The organism is Agathobaculum massiliense (assembly GCF_900291975.1).
In the GTDB taxonomy this organism is placed as follows: domain Bacteria; phylum Bacillota; class Clostridia; order Oscillospirales; family Butyricicoccaceae; genus Agathobaculum; species Agathobaculum ammoniilyticum.
Genome location: NZ_OMPN01000001.1, coordinates 1,873,702 through 1,889,442, shown reverse-complemented (window position 1 = coordinate 1,889,442; position 15,741 = coordinate 1,873,702). Strand labels below are relative to the sequence as shown.

Annotated in this window: 12 protein-coding genes; 7 read left to right on the top strand and 5 right to left on the bottom strand. The window is 63.0% G+C overall.

The window, feature by feature from the left end:
* Positions 1 to 49 precede the first annotated feature (49 nt).
* The 3 genes from DBQ51_RS09575 to DBQ51_RS09565 are packed head-to-tail and all read left to right on the top strand — an operon-like array spanning position 50 to position 2,889.
* On the top strand, positions 50 to 817 hold the full coding sequence (locus DBQ51_RS09575) for a dihydroorotate dehydrogenase electron transfer subunit (protein ID WP_054326520.1): 768 nt from the start codon (positions 50 to 52) through the stop codon (positions 815 to 817).
* Positions 817 to 1,725 (top strand): dihydroorotate dehydrogenase, encoded by a 909-nt coding sequence (locus DBQ51_RS09570; protein WP_107631409.1) that lies wholly within the window; start codon positions 817 to 819, stop codon positions 1,723 to 1,725. Before DBQ51_RS09575 ends, DBQ51_RS09570 begins: the two co-directional genes overlap by 1 nt.
* A gap of 3 nt (positions 1,726 to 1,728) precedes the next feature.
* Positions 1,729 to 2,889 carry a bifunctional histidine phosphatase family protein/GNAT family N-acetyltransferase gene (locus tag DBQ51_RS09565; RefSeq protein WP_054326522.1) on the top strand — a complete coding sequence of 387 codons (1,161 nt, stop codon included), beginning with the start codon at positions 1,729 to 1,731 and terminating at the stop codon, positions 2,887 to 2,889.
* 275 nt (positions 2,890 to 3,164) lie between these two features.
* On the opposite strand, the gene carB is transcribed toward DBQ51_RS09565, so the two are convergent.
* From carB to pyrR, 4 genes are all read right to left on the bottom strand, one after another.
* Entirely contained in the window at positions 3,165 to 6,350 is a 3,186-nt protein-coding gene (gene carB, locus DBQ51_RS09555) for a carbamoyl-phosphate synthase large subunit (protein WP_107631407.1), read from the bottom strand.
* Positions 6,350 to 7,444 (bottom strand): carbamoyl phosphate synthase small subunit, encoded by a 1,095-nt coding sequence (locus DBQ51_RS09550; protein WP_054326524.1) that lies wholly within the window; start codon positions 7,442 to 7,444, stop codon positions 6,350 to 6,352. The genes carB and DBQ51_RS09550 overlap by 1 nt, the downstream gene beginning before the upstream one ends.
* Positions 7,445 to 7,656: 212 nt before the next feature.
* On the bottom strand, positions 7,657 to 8,574 hold the full coding sequence (pyrF, locus tag DBQ51_RS09545) for an orotidine-5'-phosphate decarboxylase (RefSeq protein WP_107631406.1): 918 nt from the start codon (positions 8,572 to 8,574) through the stop codon (positions 7,657 to 7,659).
* 37 nt (positions 8,575 to 8,611) lie between these two features.
* Positions 8,612 to 9,142 (bottom strand): bifunctional pyr operon transcriptional regulator/uracil phosphoribosyltransferase PyrR, encoded by a 531-nt coding sequence (pyrR, locus tag DBQ51_RS09540; protein ID WP_107631405.1) that lies wholly within the window; start codon positions 9,140 to 9,142, stop codon positions 8,612 to 8,614.
* Positions 9,143 to 9,472: 330 nt separating this feature from the next.
* On the opposite strand from pyrR, the gene DBQ51_RS09535 reads away from it, so the two are divergent.
* The 4 genes from DBQ51_RS09535 (at position 9,473) to DBQ51_RS09520 (ending at position 14,670) form a co-directional block, all read left to right on the top strand.
* Entirely contained in the window at positions 9,473 to 9,655 is a 183-nt protein-coding gene (locus tag DBQ51_RS09535; RefSeq protein ID WP_054326526.1) for a hypothetical protein, read from the top strand.
* 359 nt (positions 9,656 to 10,014) lie between these two features.
* Positions 10,015 to 12,642, top strand: a complete 2,628-nt coding sequence (locus DBQ51_RS09530; RefSeq protein WP_054326527.1) for a cation-translocating P-type ATPase — start codon at positions 10,015 to 10,017, stop codon at positions 12,640 to 12,642.
* A gap of 134 nt (positions 12,643 to 12,776) precedes the next feature.
* Positions 12,777 to 13,262, top strand: coding sequence for a MarR family winged helix-turn-helix transcriptional regulator (locus DBQ51_RS09525; protein ID WP_242977885.1), 486 nt, complete (start codon positions 12,777 to 12,779; stop codon positions 13,260 to 13,262).
* Positions 13,243 to 14,670, top strand: a complete 1,428-nt coding sequence (locus tag DBQ51_RS09520) for an MATE family efflux transporter (RefSeq protein WP_054326529.1) — start codon at positions 13,243 to 13,245, stop codon at positions 14,668 to 14,670. The genes DBQ51_RS09525 and DBQ51_RS09520 overlap by 20 nt, the downstream gene beginning before the upstream one ends.
* 43 nt (positions 14,671 to 14,713) lie before the next feature.
* On the opposite strand, the gene DBQ51_RS09515 is transcribed toward DBQ51_RS09520, so the two are convergent.
* Positions 14,714 to 15,640 (bottom strand): AEC family transporter, encoded by a 927-nt coding sequence (locus DBQ51_RS09515; protein WP_054326530.1) that lies wholly within the window; start codon positions 15,638 to 15,640, stop codon positions 14,714 to 14,716.
* Between the last annotated feature and the right edge of the window lie 101 nt (positions 15,641 to 15,741).

Below are 15,741 nucleotides of genomic sequence, written 5' to 3'. Positions count from 1 at the left end.
CTGTACAATAGGAACATGAAGCGTAAAACCACCAGAAGGGGGATATGTTATGTCAATACAGGAAAACTGCCGGGTCGTGGCCAATACGCGGCTGGGCGAGGGGTTATATGCCCTCACGATGCACGCGCCCGCCATCTGCGCACAGGCACAGTGCGGCCAGTTCGTGCATATCGCGTGCGGCGAGGGCAACCTGCTGCGCCGACCGATCTCGATCTGCGGCTGGCAGGGCGATGCGCTGCGCGTCGTGTTCCAGACTAAGGGCGAGGGGACGAAGTGGCTCGCCGCGCGGCAGGCCGGCGATGTGCTGGACGTACTCGGCCCGCTCGGCCACGGGTTCGGCGTGGCCGCGCTCGGCGCAAAGCCGGTGCTGATCGGCGGCGGCATCGGCGTGCCGCCCATGCTGCAGACCGCGAAAGCCGCAAAGGACGCGGGCGCACAGCCGCGCGCGGTGCTGGGCTTCCGCAATCGGGGCGCGGTCATCCTTGAGGCAGATTTCCAGGCCGTCTGCGAAACCTTTGTCACGACCGACGACGGCTCCTATGCCCGCCACGGCTTTGTGACCGACGTATTGAAAGAGCTGCTCGCGGGCGCGACCGGTGTGGCCGCCTGCGGCCCCAAGCCCATGCTGAAGGCCATCGCCGCGCTCGCAGAGGACGCAGGCCTGCCCTGCCAGGTCTCGATGGAGGAGCGCATGGGCTGCGGCATCGGCGCGTGCTTGGTATGCGCGTGCGCGCTCAAGGCGGAAAACGGTGAAACCCGATACGGCCACGTCTGCAAGGACGGGCCGGTGTTCGACGCAAAGGAGGTCGCGTGGTAATGGCGGATCTGAGAGTCAATTTCTGCGGCGTGGAGCTGAAAAACCCGCTCACGACCGCGTCCGGCACGTTTGGCTTCGGGCACGAGTACGGCGAATTTTTCGACCTGTCCACGCTTGGTGGTATCGGCGTCAAGGGCCTGACCCCGACCGAGCGCCTGGGCAACCCCGCGCCCCGCATCGCGGAAACCCCATCGGGCATTTTGAACTGCGTGGGCCTGCAGAACCCGGGCATCGACCGCTTCATCGCGGAGCAGATCCCGTTCCTGCGGCGGTATGACACCGCGATCATCGCCAACGTGTCCGGCAGCACAGTCGAGGAATACGAGGGCATGGTGGAAAAGATCTCGGACGCGGACGTGGACCTGATCGAAATGAATATCTCCTGCCCGAACGTCAAGTGCGGCGGCATGGCGTTCGGCACCCAGCCCGCGATGGTCGAGGAGGTCGTCTCCGCGGCGAAGCGCAAGGCGAAAAAGCCGCTGATCGTCAAGCTCAGCCCGAACGTGACCGATATCACCGAGATCGCGCGCGCGGCGGTGGCCGCGGGCGCGGACGCGCTTTCGCTCATCAACACCCTGCTGGGCATGCGTATTGACATCGAAACCAGAAGGCCCATCCTGTCCAACGTGATGGGCGGCCTGTCCGGACCGGCGGTATTTCCGGTCGCGGTGCGCATGGTGTACCAGGTGCGCCGGGCGGTGGACGTGCCGATCCTCGGCATGGGCGGTATCCGTACGGGACGCGATATCGTGGAGATGCTGCTCGCGGGCGCGGACGCGGTCGCGATGGGTACGGTGCTGTTTGCCGACCCGCTGGCGCCGGTCAAGGCGCTTCAGGAGCTGGAGGCGTGGATGGACGCGCATGGTGTGAAATCCGTCCGCGAGCTGTCCGGCGCGGTCGAGGCGTGAGCTATGACCACGGTTTACCTGATCCGCCACGCGGAGGCCGAAGGCAACGTCTACCGCCGCTGTCACGGGCAGTATGACAGCCTGCTCACCCCGCGCGCCTACGAGCAGCTCCCCTGTCTGGCCAAACGCTTCGAGGGCGTGCCGCTGGACGCGGTGTACGCCTCCGACCTGTTCCGCGCGCGCACAACCGCCAAGGCGGTCGCCCAGCCACACGGGCTGAACGTGGAGCTCCGCCCCGTGCTGCGCGAGATCGACATGGGCGACTGGGAGGACCTCCCTTGGGCCGAGCTGCCGCGCATTTGGCCGGAGGAATATGCGGTCTGGCGCGCCCGCCCGTGGGACGCGCGCCCGCCGCACGGCGAAAGCGTGCTACAGGCCGGTCAGCGCATGCTGGACGGGGTGCGCGGGCTGGTGCGGCAGCACGAGGGCGGCACGATCGCGGTCGTTACCCACGGCTCGGCCATCCGCGGCGCGCTGACCATCGCGCACAGCTTCACGCCCGAGCAGATGGGCGAGATCGGCTGGGGCGACAACACCTGCGTGGCGAAATTTGAATTCGACGGGCCGGATCGGCTCGCGGTGGTGTACGAGAACGACGCCTCCCACCTGCCGGAGCGCCTTTCCACTTTTGCCGCTATCGGCTGGAAGGACAACAAGGGCGTGCCGGAAACGCCGCAGCTCTGGTTCCGCCGCGCCGACCCGATGGACGCGGGCGACGCAGGCAAGATCGTCGCTTTCCTGCGCGAGCTGCACCGGAACGCCTACGGCACGGACGCGAATCTCGATCCGGACGCGCTGCTGGCGGACGTGGCGCGCGCCCAGCGGGTCAGCCCGCGCGCGTGCTGCTTCGGCTGTCTGGAAAGCGGTGAGGAAGCCGCCTTGGTCTACCTCAAGACCTGGTATGACGACGAGCCGGACATAGGGCTGGTCGGCGGCTTCTGCATCGACGAACGCTATCGCGGCCGCGGCCTGAGCGGGCAGATCCTCGGCCAGGCAATCAGCGTATACCGCGCACTCGGCAAGACGTACTTATGCGCGCATGCGGCCGAGCACAACGCCCGCGCGCAGGGCTTCTACCGCAAATTCGCTTTCGAGCAGCACGGCGAATATCGGGACGAAAACGGCCTGCATTACCGTATGTTCAAGCGCATCTGCGTGGATTGACACACTTTGGAGGGGCATTCTACCGCTGGTAGAGCGCCCTTCTTCTGTATCTCGGTTGCCGCGGAGCAGGCTTTCTGCTATGCTGGAAGCACAAAAGGGAGGTGCACATATGGACGCAAAGGCAACGGGCGCGCTGACTGCTGCGGCCGCCATCCTGCTGGTGTTGACATCCTGCATCGCAGGCCTGCCGCCTCAGAATCCACCCTGTAAAGCATTTTCCCAGACAAAAAGCACCGGAAAGCGTGTTTCCGGTGCTTTTTCTATACAATACAGCCTCAGATTTTGTTAATATCCACCATCTCACAGTTTTCGATCTTCACATCGCCCTCCAGGCAGCGCAGCAGCGCGGAGGCGGTGTCGATCGAGGTCAGGCAGGGGATGGCGCGCTCGACCGCGGTGCGGCGGATATGCACCGAGCCAAGCTCCGGATGGCGGCCCTTGACCGAGGTGGCGATTACATAGTCGATCTTGCCGGACTCGATCAGGTCGATGATGTTGGGGGATGGCTCGTCCACGTTGCGGATGGCGTTGGTCGCGACCATGTGGCGGTTGAGGACGTTGGCCGTACCGCTGGTGGCGTAGATGTCAAAGCCGAGGGACTCGAACCGCTCGCCGATGCGGATGGCCTCCTGCTTGTCCGAATCGCGCACGGAAATGAGCACCGCGCCCTTTTTCTTCATCTGGAAGCCCGCGCCGGTCAGGCCCTTAAGCAGCGCCTCGCGGAACGAGGTGGACACGCCCAGCACCTCGCCGGTGGATTTCATTTCCGGCCCGAGCTGGGTGTCCAGGTCGCGCAGCTTCTGGAAGGAGAACACCGGCACCTTGACCGCGTAGTGATCGCTCTCCGGATGCAGGCCGGTGCCGCAGCCCATGTCGCGCAGCTTTTCCCCGAACATGCAGCGGGTGGCCAGATCGACCATGGGTACGCCCGTGACTTTGGAGATATACGGCACGGTGCGCGAGGAGCGCGGGTTGACCTCAATGACATAAACCTGATCGTTATACAGCACGAACTGGATGTTGACCAGGCCGAGTACGGCCAAGTTTTTGGCCAGCGCCTCGGTGTAGCGGATGATGGTGTCCTTGTGCTTCTGCTCGATGTTGATGGAGGGGTAAATGGAGATCGAGTCGCCCGAGTGTACACCCGCGCGCTCAAAGTGCTCCATGATGCCTGGGATGAGGATGTCGTCGCCGTCGCAGATGGCGTCCACCTCGATCTCGCGGCCCATCATGTATTTATCGACCAGCACCGGATTCTCGACCTTGTTGCGGGAGATAACCTGCATAAACTCGCGCACGTCCTCCTCCTTGTAGGCGATCTCCATGCCCTGACCGCCGAGAACGTAGGACGGGCGCACGAGCACCGGATAACCCAGCTCGTCCGCCGCCTTGACAGCCTCCTCCTCGGTCATGACCGTATGGCCCGCCGGACGCGGGATGCCGCACTTCTCCAGGATCACGTCGAACTTCTCGCGGTCCTCGGCTGCGTCGATGCTCCATGCGGGTGTGCCGAGGATCGGGATGCCCAGCTTTTCGATATGCGCGGCCAGATTGATGGCGGTCTGCCCGCCGAACTGCACGATGGCAAAGTCCGGCTTCTCGGCCGCGGCCACGCCGGTCACGTCCTCGGGCGTGAGCGGCTCGAAATACAGGCGGTCGGCCGTGTCGAAGTCGGTGGACACGGTTTCCGGATTGTTATTGATGATAACGGTTTCACAGCCGAGCTTTTGCAGGGCCCAGACCGCGTGTACCGAGCAGTAGTCGAACTCGATGCCCTGGCCGATACGGATGGGGCCGGAGCCGAGCACCAGCACCTTTTTCTTGCCGGAGGCGGGCTTGACCTCGCTCTCCTCGTCGTAGGTGGAGTAGTAGTACGGGGTTTCGGCCTCGAACTCGGCCGCGCAGGTGTCCACCATCTTATAGACCGGCAGGCGCTTTACCGCGGAAATATCCTTGCCGGAAAGCTGCTCAATCGTCTTGTCGAGGAAGCCCATCTTCTTGGCGCGCAGGTACAGCGCCGCGTCGACCGCGTCCGCCGTAGCGAGCGCCTTTTCGGTGTCGATGATGTTCTGGAACTTGTGCAGGAAGAAGGTGTCCATCGTGGTGACCTCGTGGATCTCCTCAATGGTCATGATGCCGCGGCGCAGCGCCTCGCAGATGTGGAACAGGCGCTGGTCGTCCGTGCGGGCCACGCCCTTTTTGACCTCCGCGTCGGTCTGTTGCCGGATGCGCGGGACGATCATGCTGTCCAGCTTGATCTCGCAGCCGCGCACGGCCTTCATCAGCGCGCCCTCAAAGCTGTTGTCGATGGCCATGACCTCGCCGGTGGCCTTCATCTGGGTGCCAAGCGTATTGTCCGCATACACGAACTTGTCGAACGGCCAGCGCGGGAACTTGACCACGCAGTAGTCGATGGTCGGCTCGAAACAGGCCTTGGTTTTTTTAGTCACGGCGTTCTCGATCTCGTCCAGGCCGTAGCCGACCGCAATCTTGGCCGTCACCTTGGCGATCGGGTAGCCGGTGGCCTTGGAGGCCAGCGCGGACGAGCGCGATACGCGGGGGTTGACCTCGATGACCGCGTACTCGAACGAGGTCGGATGCAGCGCGAACTGCACATTGCAGCCGCCCTCTATCCCTAACTCGGTGATGATGTTAAGCGCAGAGGTGCGCAGCATCTGATATTCCTTGTCGCACAGGGTCTGACTGGGCGCGACGACGACCGAGTCGCCCGTGTGTACGCCCACCGGATCGACGTTTTCCATGTTGCAGATGGTGATGGCGTTGCCCTTGGCATCGCGCATGACCTCATATTCGATCTCTTTCCAGCCGGTGATGCACTTCTCGACCAGGATCTCATCCACGCGGGAGTACATGATACCGGTCGCGGCGATCTCGCGCAGTTCGTCCCAGGTGTAGGCGATGCCGCCGCCCGTGCCGCCGAGGGTATACGCCGGACGGATGATGACCGGCAGGCCGATCTCGCGGGTGAATTCAACCGCGTCCTCCACCGTATGCACGACCTTGGAGGCGATGCACGGCTCACCGATCTTCTCCATCGTGTCCTTGAACATCTGGCGGTCCTCCGCCTTGGCGATGGTGTCCGGCTTGGCGCCCAGCAGCTTGACCCCCATCTGGTCGAGGAAGCCGCTCTCGCACAGTTCCATGGCGAGGTTGAGGCCGGTCTGGCCGCCGAGGTTGGGCAGCAGGGAGTCCGGGCGCTCCTTCTTGATGATCTGCTGCACGGCTTCGACGGTCATGGGCTCGATGTAGACCTTGTCCGCCATGGCCTTGTCGGTCATGATGGTCGCGGGGTTGGAGTTGACGAGCACGACCTCCAGACCCTCCTCGCGCAGCGCGCGGCAGGCCTGCGTGCCCGCGTAGTCGAACTCGGCCGCCTGGCCGATGACGATCGGGCCGGAGCCCAGCACCATTACCTTGTGAATATCCTTACGAAGCGGCATTACTGAGCGCCCCCTTTCGCCTTTTCGATGTTTTTGATGAATTTGTCAAACAGATAGGAGGTGTCCATCGGGCCCGGGCATACCTCAGGATGGTACTGCACGGTAAACACTGGCCGGCCGACGTGCTCCACGCCCTCGACCGTGCCGTCGTTAAGGTTGACATAGCGCACGCGGGCGACCGCCGGATCGACGCTTCCGCCCACAACCGCGTAGCCGTGGTTTTGGCTGGTGATATAGGTGCGGTCCGCGTCCAGGTCCTTGACCGGATGGTTGACGCCGCGGTGGCCATACTTGAGCTTGCAGGTCTCTGCGCCGATGGCCAGGCTCAAAAGCTGGTGGCCCAGGCAGATGCCGAAGATCGGGATATTGCTTTCCAGAAGCTTTTTCAGGTTAGCGATAATCTCAACGTTTTCCGCGGGATCCCCGGGGCCGTTGGAGAGCATCACGCCGTCAAACCTGCCCACGACCTCCTCGGGCGGGGTGAGCGCCGGAATGGTGACGACCTCGCAGCCACGCTTTTGCAGCTCGCGCTCGATATTGTACTTCACGCCGTAGTCGTACAGCGCGATACGGTACTTCTGCTCACCCTCGGCGGGATAGGTGCGGCTTTCCTCACAGGTTACAGCCCTCACCGCGTCTTTGACGACATAAGCCTTCATCGCCGCGACGGCCTGCTCGTCCGGCTCGAAGCCCTCGGTGTAGATCACGCCGTTCATGACGCCCTCGCCGCGCAGCTTGCGGGTCAAGCGGCGGGTGTCGATACCCGCCAGGCCGACGACCTTCTGCTCCTTGAGGTATTCGTCCAGCGTCAGGCGGCAGCGCCAGTTGGAGGGATGCTCCGCGATCTCGCGCATGATAAAGCCCGAGACCCAGCTCTTGCGGGACTCGTAATCCTCAAAATTGATGCCGTAGTTGCCGATCAGCGGGTAGGTCATGGTGACGACCTGGCCGTAGTAGGAGGGGTCGGTCAGCACCTCCTGATAGCCGGCCATGCCGGTGTTGAAAACGACCTCGCCGATGCTCTGTCCCTCGTAGCCGACGGAATACCCCTCGAACAGGGTGCCATCCGCGAGCAGTAAATACGCTTTTTTCATTCTTGTATCTCCACGCTCCCATTTTGAAATTCACAGAATTTCCATTCAATCCAGACGCAAGCCGCGCTTGCGTCATCAAAAGTCCAGCTCTGCCGGACTTTTGACACCCCGACCTTGCGGCCTTGGGCCGCGTCCTGGGGTATCGGAAGCCGTTTTCTCCGGAACCGGCTTCCGTATATTATAGGGTGGTATTGGATACCCCCTATAAGATTTTATCGAATCGCCGCGACGATCTCATCCCGCATGCGGATGGCCTCCGCACGGGCGGCTTCCTTGTAGTCCTCGCCGTTTCTGCCGGTCTTTTTCCACGCGCACATGATGCCGCGCGAGGAGTTGACGATCGCGCCCAGCCCATCGTCGTTAAAGGCGTTTGCAATGTCCTTAGCGGTCGCGCCTTGCGCGCCGTAACCCGGCACTAGGAAATAGCTCCTGGGCAGCAGGCCGCGGATGATCTTCTGCTCCTCCGGCCAGGTCGCGCCGACCACCGCGCCGACTTGGTTGTAGCCGCAAGGGGTGTCCAACCCCTCGCCCCACTTGGCCACCATCTCAGCCATGCGGGCGTAAAGCGGCTTGCCCTCCATATCACGGTTCTGCAGCTCGCCCGAGGAGGGGTTGGAGGTCTTGACCAGCAGGAACAAGCTCTTATCCCGCTCGCGGCACTCCTTGAGGAAAGGCTCGACACCATCCGTGCCCAGATATCCGTTGACGGTCACGCTGTCGCAGCCGTAGGGCGCGATCTCGGTGTCGCCCACGCGGGTCTTGCCGAGGTAGGCCTCGGCATACGCGGTCGCGGTCGCGCCGATATCGTTGCGCTTGATGTCGCCGATGACGTACATGCCCTTGGCGTGCGCGTAGTCGATGGTTTCTTTGAGAGCCATCGCGCCGTACGAGCCTAAAAGCTCGTAATACGCCGCCTGCGGCTTGACTGCGGGTACAATATCGCACAGCGCGTCAATCAGGCCGCAGTTGAAGGCGACCATGCTCTCCGCCGCTGCGCGCAGCGTTTCGCCGTGCAGCATCATGTTGCGGCCCGCGATATGCTGCGGGATGTATTCCAGGCGGGCGTCCAGCCCCGCGACGGTGGGGTTGCCTTTTTCCTTGATCTTTTCTACTAATGTTTGGATCGACATAGATGTTCTTCCTTTCTATCGCTGCATGGCGGTTATTCTACTCACTGCCCAGGATCACAACGTTGTCCTCCCCGTCCACCTCGGTCAGGCGGACGCATACGCGCTCGCCCCGCGCGGTGGGCAGGTTTTTGCCGATATAGTCCGGCCGGATGGGAAGCTCGCGGTGGCCGCGGTCCACCAGCACGGCGAGCTGGATGCGGCCCGCGCGCCCGCAGTGCGACACGGCCTCGATCGCGGCGCGCACGGTGCGGCCAGTGTACAGCACGTCGTCCACCAGCACCACGGTCGCGCCGCCGATGCGAGGATCGGGCGGCGGCAACGGCCCGTCCGCGCGCGGCTTATCGTCCCGCCAGGGGGTGACGTCCAGCTCGAGTACAGGCGGCGCCTTGCCCTCCACCTCGCCGAGCTTGGCGGCGATGCGCTGCGCCAGGAACACGCCGCGCGTTTTCACCCCGGCGAGCAGCAGGTCCTCCGCGCCCTTGTTTTTTTCGATGATCTCAAACGCAATGCGGGTCAGCGCGCGGCGCACGCCGTCCGCGTCCATAATTACGGCCTTCTGCCCGGCCATCCTGCGGCCTCCCCTCAAAAAATGGTAAAAAAACAGCCTCCTGCGCCACAAGCAGAAAGCCGTACCAAGCTACACCTGTCCCCCACTCTGCGGCCGACAGCGTACGCACTGTTTTCTGCCTTGGCGGCTCACGGGCCGCGCCTTAAAGGCGGATTGTTGGATATATTATATCGTATGCCGCGGGTTTTGTAAACAGTCGAAGCTCCAAAACAAATTTGTTTTTTTATGCAATTTTTGTTGCCGCCGCACACATGCAAGTCTGCGCACATTCCGGACATACTATGCTTGCAGCACCGAAGCAAATCAAATTATGAAAGGCGGCGGACTTTTATGCGTGTATCTCCCTTCATTTCCGGCATTGCGACCGGCGCGGTGGCGGGTGCGGTCGTCTCTATGGTCGCGGCGGGCGCGATGATGAACCCCTCGGTACGCCGGAGCGCTCAGCATGCGGCAAACAAGGCCGAGCATGCAATGCACAAGGCGGCGAAGGGCGTCGGCCATATGATCGGCTGAGGCGGGGCGGCGGGGGAAGAAAGCGCGCTTTCTCCCCCGCCGCCGCTTTTTCCTACAGGGCACGGCAGCAAGCTCCTCTTGACAAACGCGCGCGCCTCCCCTATAATGGTTACATCCTCAAAAGGGAGTAGGATAAGTTCCGCTGTCAACATCCCGTCCGGATTTCCGGTCTGGCGGCGGACGCCGGCACGGCCGGTCACAAGACTTTTGAGTAAGCGCTTCCACACCGCGAAGCGCTTACTCAAAAGTCTTTTTTATTTGCGTCAGGATCCGCCGCAGATAAAAACCGGCCGCCGGCGGCAAACTATCCCATCCCCCGCCGCATCCCCACTTTTTTGACAAAAAGGAGTTTTGGCTACATGCAACCTGTTTTCTATGACCGCACAGCCGCGCAGGCGCTCAGCGATATGGACAGCGACCGCGCCGGCCTTTCCCCCGCCGAGGCCGCCGCGCGCCTTGCGCGGTACGGACGCAACACCCTTGCGGAAGAGCGCGGTAAATCCGTCCTGCAGGTGTTTTTCTCCCAGTTTAAGGACCTGTTGGTCGTTATCCTGCTCGCGGCGGCTGTGATCTCCATGCTGTCCGGCAATGCGGAGAGCACGATCGTCATTTTCGCCGTGCTGCTTCTGAACGCCGTGCTCGGCACGGTCCAGCACTGCAAGGCGGAAAAGTCTCTGCAAAGCCTCAAGGCCATGTCCTCGCCCTCGGCCAAGGTCGTACGCGGCGGCGCGCGGCTGGTCGTCCCCTCCGCCGAGGTCGTTCCCGGCGATATCGTGGAGGTGGAGGCCGGCGATATGATCGTCGCGGACGGGCGCATTCTGGAGAATTTTTCGCTCAAGGTCAACGAAAGCTCGCTGACCGGCGAAAGCGAGGGCGTGGAAAAGACCGCCGACCCGCTTGCCGGCGGCAAGGTCGCGCTCGGCGACCAGAAAAACATGGTGTTCTCCGGCTCGCTGGCGACCTATGGCCGCGCGGTCATGGTCGTCACCGCGACCGGCATGCAGACCGAACTGGGCCGCATCGCCGCCCTGATGAACCAGACCCGTGAGCGCAAGACCCCGCTGCAGCGCAGCTTGGACGACTTCAGCCGCCGTCTGGCCGGCATCATCCTGGCGATCTGTGCGGGCGTGTTCGCGCTTTCGCTGTACCACGCGGGCAGCTGGGGCTTTCAGGCGGTGCTGGATTCGCTGATGTTCGCGGTCGCGCTGGCCGTGGCCGCGATTCCCGAGGCGCTCAGCTCGATCGTGACCATCGTTCAGGCCATGGGTACACAGAAGATGGCCCGGCAGAACGCCATTATCAAGGAGCTTAAGGCGGTGGAAACGCTGGGCGCGGTATCCGTGATCTGCTCGGATAAAACCGGCACGCTGACCCAGAACAAGATGACCCCGCAGAAGATCTACGCGGACGACATGCTGCTGGACGAATCGCACCTCGACCTTGCCAACGACGTGCAGCGCCTGCTGCTCAAGGCCGCCCTGCTCGCCAGCGACGCCACCACCGACGAGCAGACTGGCGAGGCGATCGGCGACCCAACCGAGGTCGCACTGGTCATGATCGGCGACCGCCTCGGCGTGGACGAAAGCGCCTACCGGAAGCAGCACCCACGCCTGGCCGAGCTTGCGTTCGACTCCGACCGCAAGCTGATGAGCACGCTGCACGATATTGAGGGCGTACCCACCTTATATACCAAGGGCGCGATCGACGTGCTGCTCGACCGGTCGGACTATGTCCTCACCTCCGCCGGTCCGGTTCCCATGACGGAGGAATGGAAGGCACGGATCGCGGCGGTCAACCTCGAGCTGTCGCAGGAGGGGCTGCGCGTGCTGGCGTTTGCCAGCCGGACGCTCGACGCCGTGCGCGGGCTGACGCTGGCGGACGAACACGGCTTTACGTTTATCGGCCTGGTTTCCATGATCGACCCGCCGCGCCCCGAGGCGGTGCGCGCGGTCGCGGACGCGGCGCGCGGCGGCGTGCGCACCATCATGATCACAGGCGACCACAAGGTCACGGCCACCGCGATCGCGCGGCAGATCGGCATTTTCCGCGACGGAGACGAGGCGCTTTCCGGCGTTGAGCTGGATGAGCTGGACGACAGCGCCCTGGACGAGCGGCTGGCGCGCGTTTCGGTCTACGCGCGCGTCTCCCCCGAGCATAAGATCCGCATTGTCGAGGCCTGGCAGCGCAAAGGACGCATTGTTTCCATGACAGGCGACGGCGTCAACGACGCGCCCGCCCTCAAGGCCGCCGACATCGGCGTGGCCATGGGCATCACGGGTACCGAGGTTTCCAAGGACGCGGCCTCCATGATCCTGGCCGACGACAATTTCGCCACGATTGTGGGCGCGGTCGTCAACGGCCGCAGCGTATACACCAACATCAAAAACGCGATCAATTTCCTGCTCTCGGGCAACATGGCGGGCATCCTGTGCGTGCTTTTCACCTCGATCCTCGCGCTACCCGTGCCGTTCGCGCCCGTCCACCTGCTGTTCATCAACCTGCTGACCGACTCTCTGCCCGCAATTGCGATCGGCGTGGAGCCGGCGTCCGGCGATCTGCTGGACCAGAAGCCCCGCGACCCTGGGGAACCGATCCTCACCCGCGACCTGCTGCTGCGCATCTTTCTTTACGGTGCGCTCATCGCCTGCGCCGCTATGGCCGCGTATTTCATCGGCCTGCGCGCCGGCGGCGACGGCCTTGCCATGACGCTCGCGTTCGCCACCCTGACGCTCGCGCGCCTGTTCCACGGCTTTAACTGCCGCGGCAGTCTGCCGCTCTTCCGTCTCGGCCTGCTGACCAACAAGGCGAGCCTGTGCGCCTTTGCTGCGGGTGTCGCGCTGCTGGCCGCCGTGCTGCTGATCCCCGGCCTGCAGGGACTGTTCCAGGTCGCGCCGTTCACCGTGGGACAGCTCGGCGCGGCCGCGCTGCTCGCGTTCCTGCCCACGCTGGTAATTCAGCTTTGCAAAAGCCTCCGGTCCTCCCGTTAAGCCCTGCAGGGACGCGGACAGTAATCCCCTGCCCGCGTCCCTTTTCTAGCCCCCTTATAGTTGACAGCGCAACCGATAAGGTGTACGATAATACTGCGATAATTATTGCGCAATCAACTATTTGAGGAATGAACATGATGAAGCATCAACCAATCACTGTGCTGCGGTACATATCCCTGCTGCAGCGCAACACCCAGCGGTATTTCGACCTGGCGCTGGAGCGGGATAATATCGGCGGCGGGCAGCAATTCTTCCTGCTGTGTATTTTCGAGCAGGACGGCGTCAGCCTGCTCGACCTCGCGCGTTTCGGCGGCTTTGACAAGGGTACGGTGACGCGCGCAGTCCAAAAGCTCGGCGGGGAGGGATATGTTTACGCCACGCCCGACGAGCAGGATAAGCGCGTCCACCATCTCCACCTGACCGACAAGGGGCGCGCCCTTGTCGAGCGCGTGTACACGGTGCGGGATTACTGGACCGCGTCGCTCACCAGCGGGCTGGGGGAAGCCGAGCGCGAGCGCCTGCTGGCCGCCCTGCGCGCCATGTCGGAACATTCCTGCAGCACACTGAAGGAAATCGCCGGCCGGAAAGGAGAGCTGCCCCATGCAGACCCTGCGGGCTGAACCGAACGCCTCCGTTCCCCAGAACCCGCTCGGCTGCAAGCCGGTCGGCCGGCTGCTGGTGACCTTCTCCCTTCCCGCCATCGTCTCCTGCCTGATCAACTCGATTTACAACATCGTGGACCAAATCTTCATCGGGCAGGGTGTCGGCTATCTGGGCAACGCCGCGACAACGGTCGCTTTTCCGGTCATGACCATCCTGCTGGCATTCTCCACCCTGATCGGCGCGGGCAGCAGCGCGCACGCGGCCATCCGTCTGGGGGAAAAGAACGAGGAGGAAGCCGAGCGTACGCTCAACACCGCGTTCTCCTTTTCCATCCTGCTCAGCGTCGTGCTGATGGTCCTCGGCCTGCTCTTCCTGCGCCCCCTGCTGCGCGCGTTCGGCGCGACCGATTCCATCCTGCCTTACGCGCTTGACTACACCTCGATCATCCTGCTCGGCACGCCCTTTAACATGGTTTCGGTCGTGCTGTCCAACCTGGCGCGCACGGACGGCCATCCGCGCATGTCCATGTACGGTATGATGATCGGCGCTTTCCTGAATACGATCCTCGATCCCATCTACATATTCGTCCTGCACTGGGGCGTCAAGGGCGCGGCGATTGCCACGATCACCTCGCAGATCATCTCCGCCGTTGTACTGACCCTGTATTTCCTGCGGCCGAGCCGCGGCAACCCGCGCCACATGCGCCTGCGCCGCGCCTACCGCCGGCCGGACTGGTATCTGGTGCGCCGCGCGATGGCGCTTGGCGTCTCCTCCGGCATCACGCAGTCGGTCGGCTGCATCATGCAGGTTGTGATGAATAATTCCCTGGTGCATTACGGCGACCAGAGCGCCATCGGCGGCGACGTGGCGCTGAGCGCCATGGGCATCGTGATGAAGATCGCCATGATTATGGCCGCGTTCGGCATCGGCGTGGGGATCGGCGCGCAGCCCATCCTCGGCTTCAATCGGGGTGCGAAAAACTTTGCCCGCATCCGCCGCACCTATCTGCTTGCGGTCACATTCGCCACAGGTCTGATTGCGTTCTGCTGGCTGCTCTGCCAGTTGTTTCCTGAGACGATTGTGGGCATTTTCGGCAAGGAAAACGCCGCGTTCACGGATTTTGCGGTCAAATGTCTGCGCATCTACCTGTTCAGCATCTTCTGCGCAGGCTTCCAGATCGTATCCACCAACTATTTCCAGGCCACCGGCCAGCCGCTTAAAGCATCCGTGCTGTCCATGCTGCGCCAGCTCCTGCTGCTGATCCCGCTCATCCTGATCCTGCCGCTGTTCTTCGGCCTGGACGGCATCCTGTATTCCGCCCCCATCGCGGATGCGGCCTCTGCCGCGATCGTCGCGTTCTTCATCGTGCCGGAGATGCGCCGCCTGCGGCAGCAGATCGGGCAGATGCCGCCCGCGGAGGCGTAAAATCAGCGCCGCGGGCATACCCGCGGCGCCTGCCGGCTTTTCCCTACAGTATCCGGACCATCTGCCCGAACAGCGGCAGCGCCGCCATGCTCAGGAGCGACGTCACCGCACAGATCACGCTGGAATACTCCGCGTCCCCGCCGTAGACCTGCACCATCTGAGTGATCGTACTGCCTGAATTCGTAGCTACGGACAAGAGCGCGGCGGTCAGGATCAGCGAGCCGTCCGGCGCCATCTGCGCCAGATGCAGCGCCTTGACCAGCAGAAGCGCGGCCAGCGGGCAGGCGACCATTCGCAGCCCGACCACAAGGGGAAGCCTGCGGTACGACCGCACCCTTTCCCAGCTCAGGCTGCCGATCAAAATGCCCGTCACGACCATGCTGAGCGGGCCGAACAGGTCGGCCATTCCCTCCACCGTTCCGCTGACCACCGCAGGCACTGGAAGCTGCAGCGTAAACAGCGCGATGCCAATCAGCATGGAGATCATGTTGGGATTGAGGAACAGCTTTTTCCAGCTTACGGTGCGCTCGCCGGACAGGGTGAACTTACAGTGCGTCCACACCAGGAACGTATGCACGCAGATCATCGCCGTGGCATACACCACCCACTCCTGGCCGATCGCGGCGCCCACAATCGGCACGGCGATGCCGGTGTTGAAATAGATGACCGACATCGACTCCACCGGCGTCAGATGCAGCGGGCGCTTGAGCAGCGTGACGGCGGCCACCAGCACCAGGCTGACGCCCAGCGCCGCCGCATAGGACAGGAGCAGCCCCCTGGTCTTATCCGGCGTGAACTCGACCATGAACGAATGCAGCACGACCGCTGGCAACACGATGTACAGCATCATCTTGGAAAGGATTTTGCTTTCCTCCACCGTGATGATGCCCAGGCGGTAAACCACAAAGCCGATGAGCATCATCAGGAACAGCTTCCCGACTTCCCCAGCAAGCGACCAGAACATATCCATTTCCCCATTCCCCCTGCCGTTTCCAGACAACGGCTTTTCCCTTATCTTTCAGTTATACCGCCGTTGACGAGCTGCTGTCAAGAGGGCGGGCGCGGCTGATT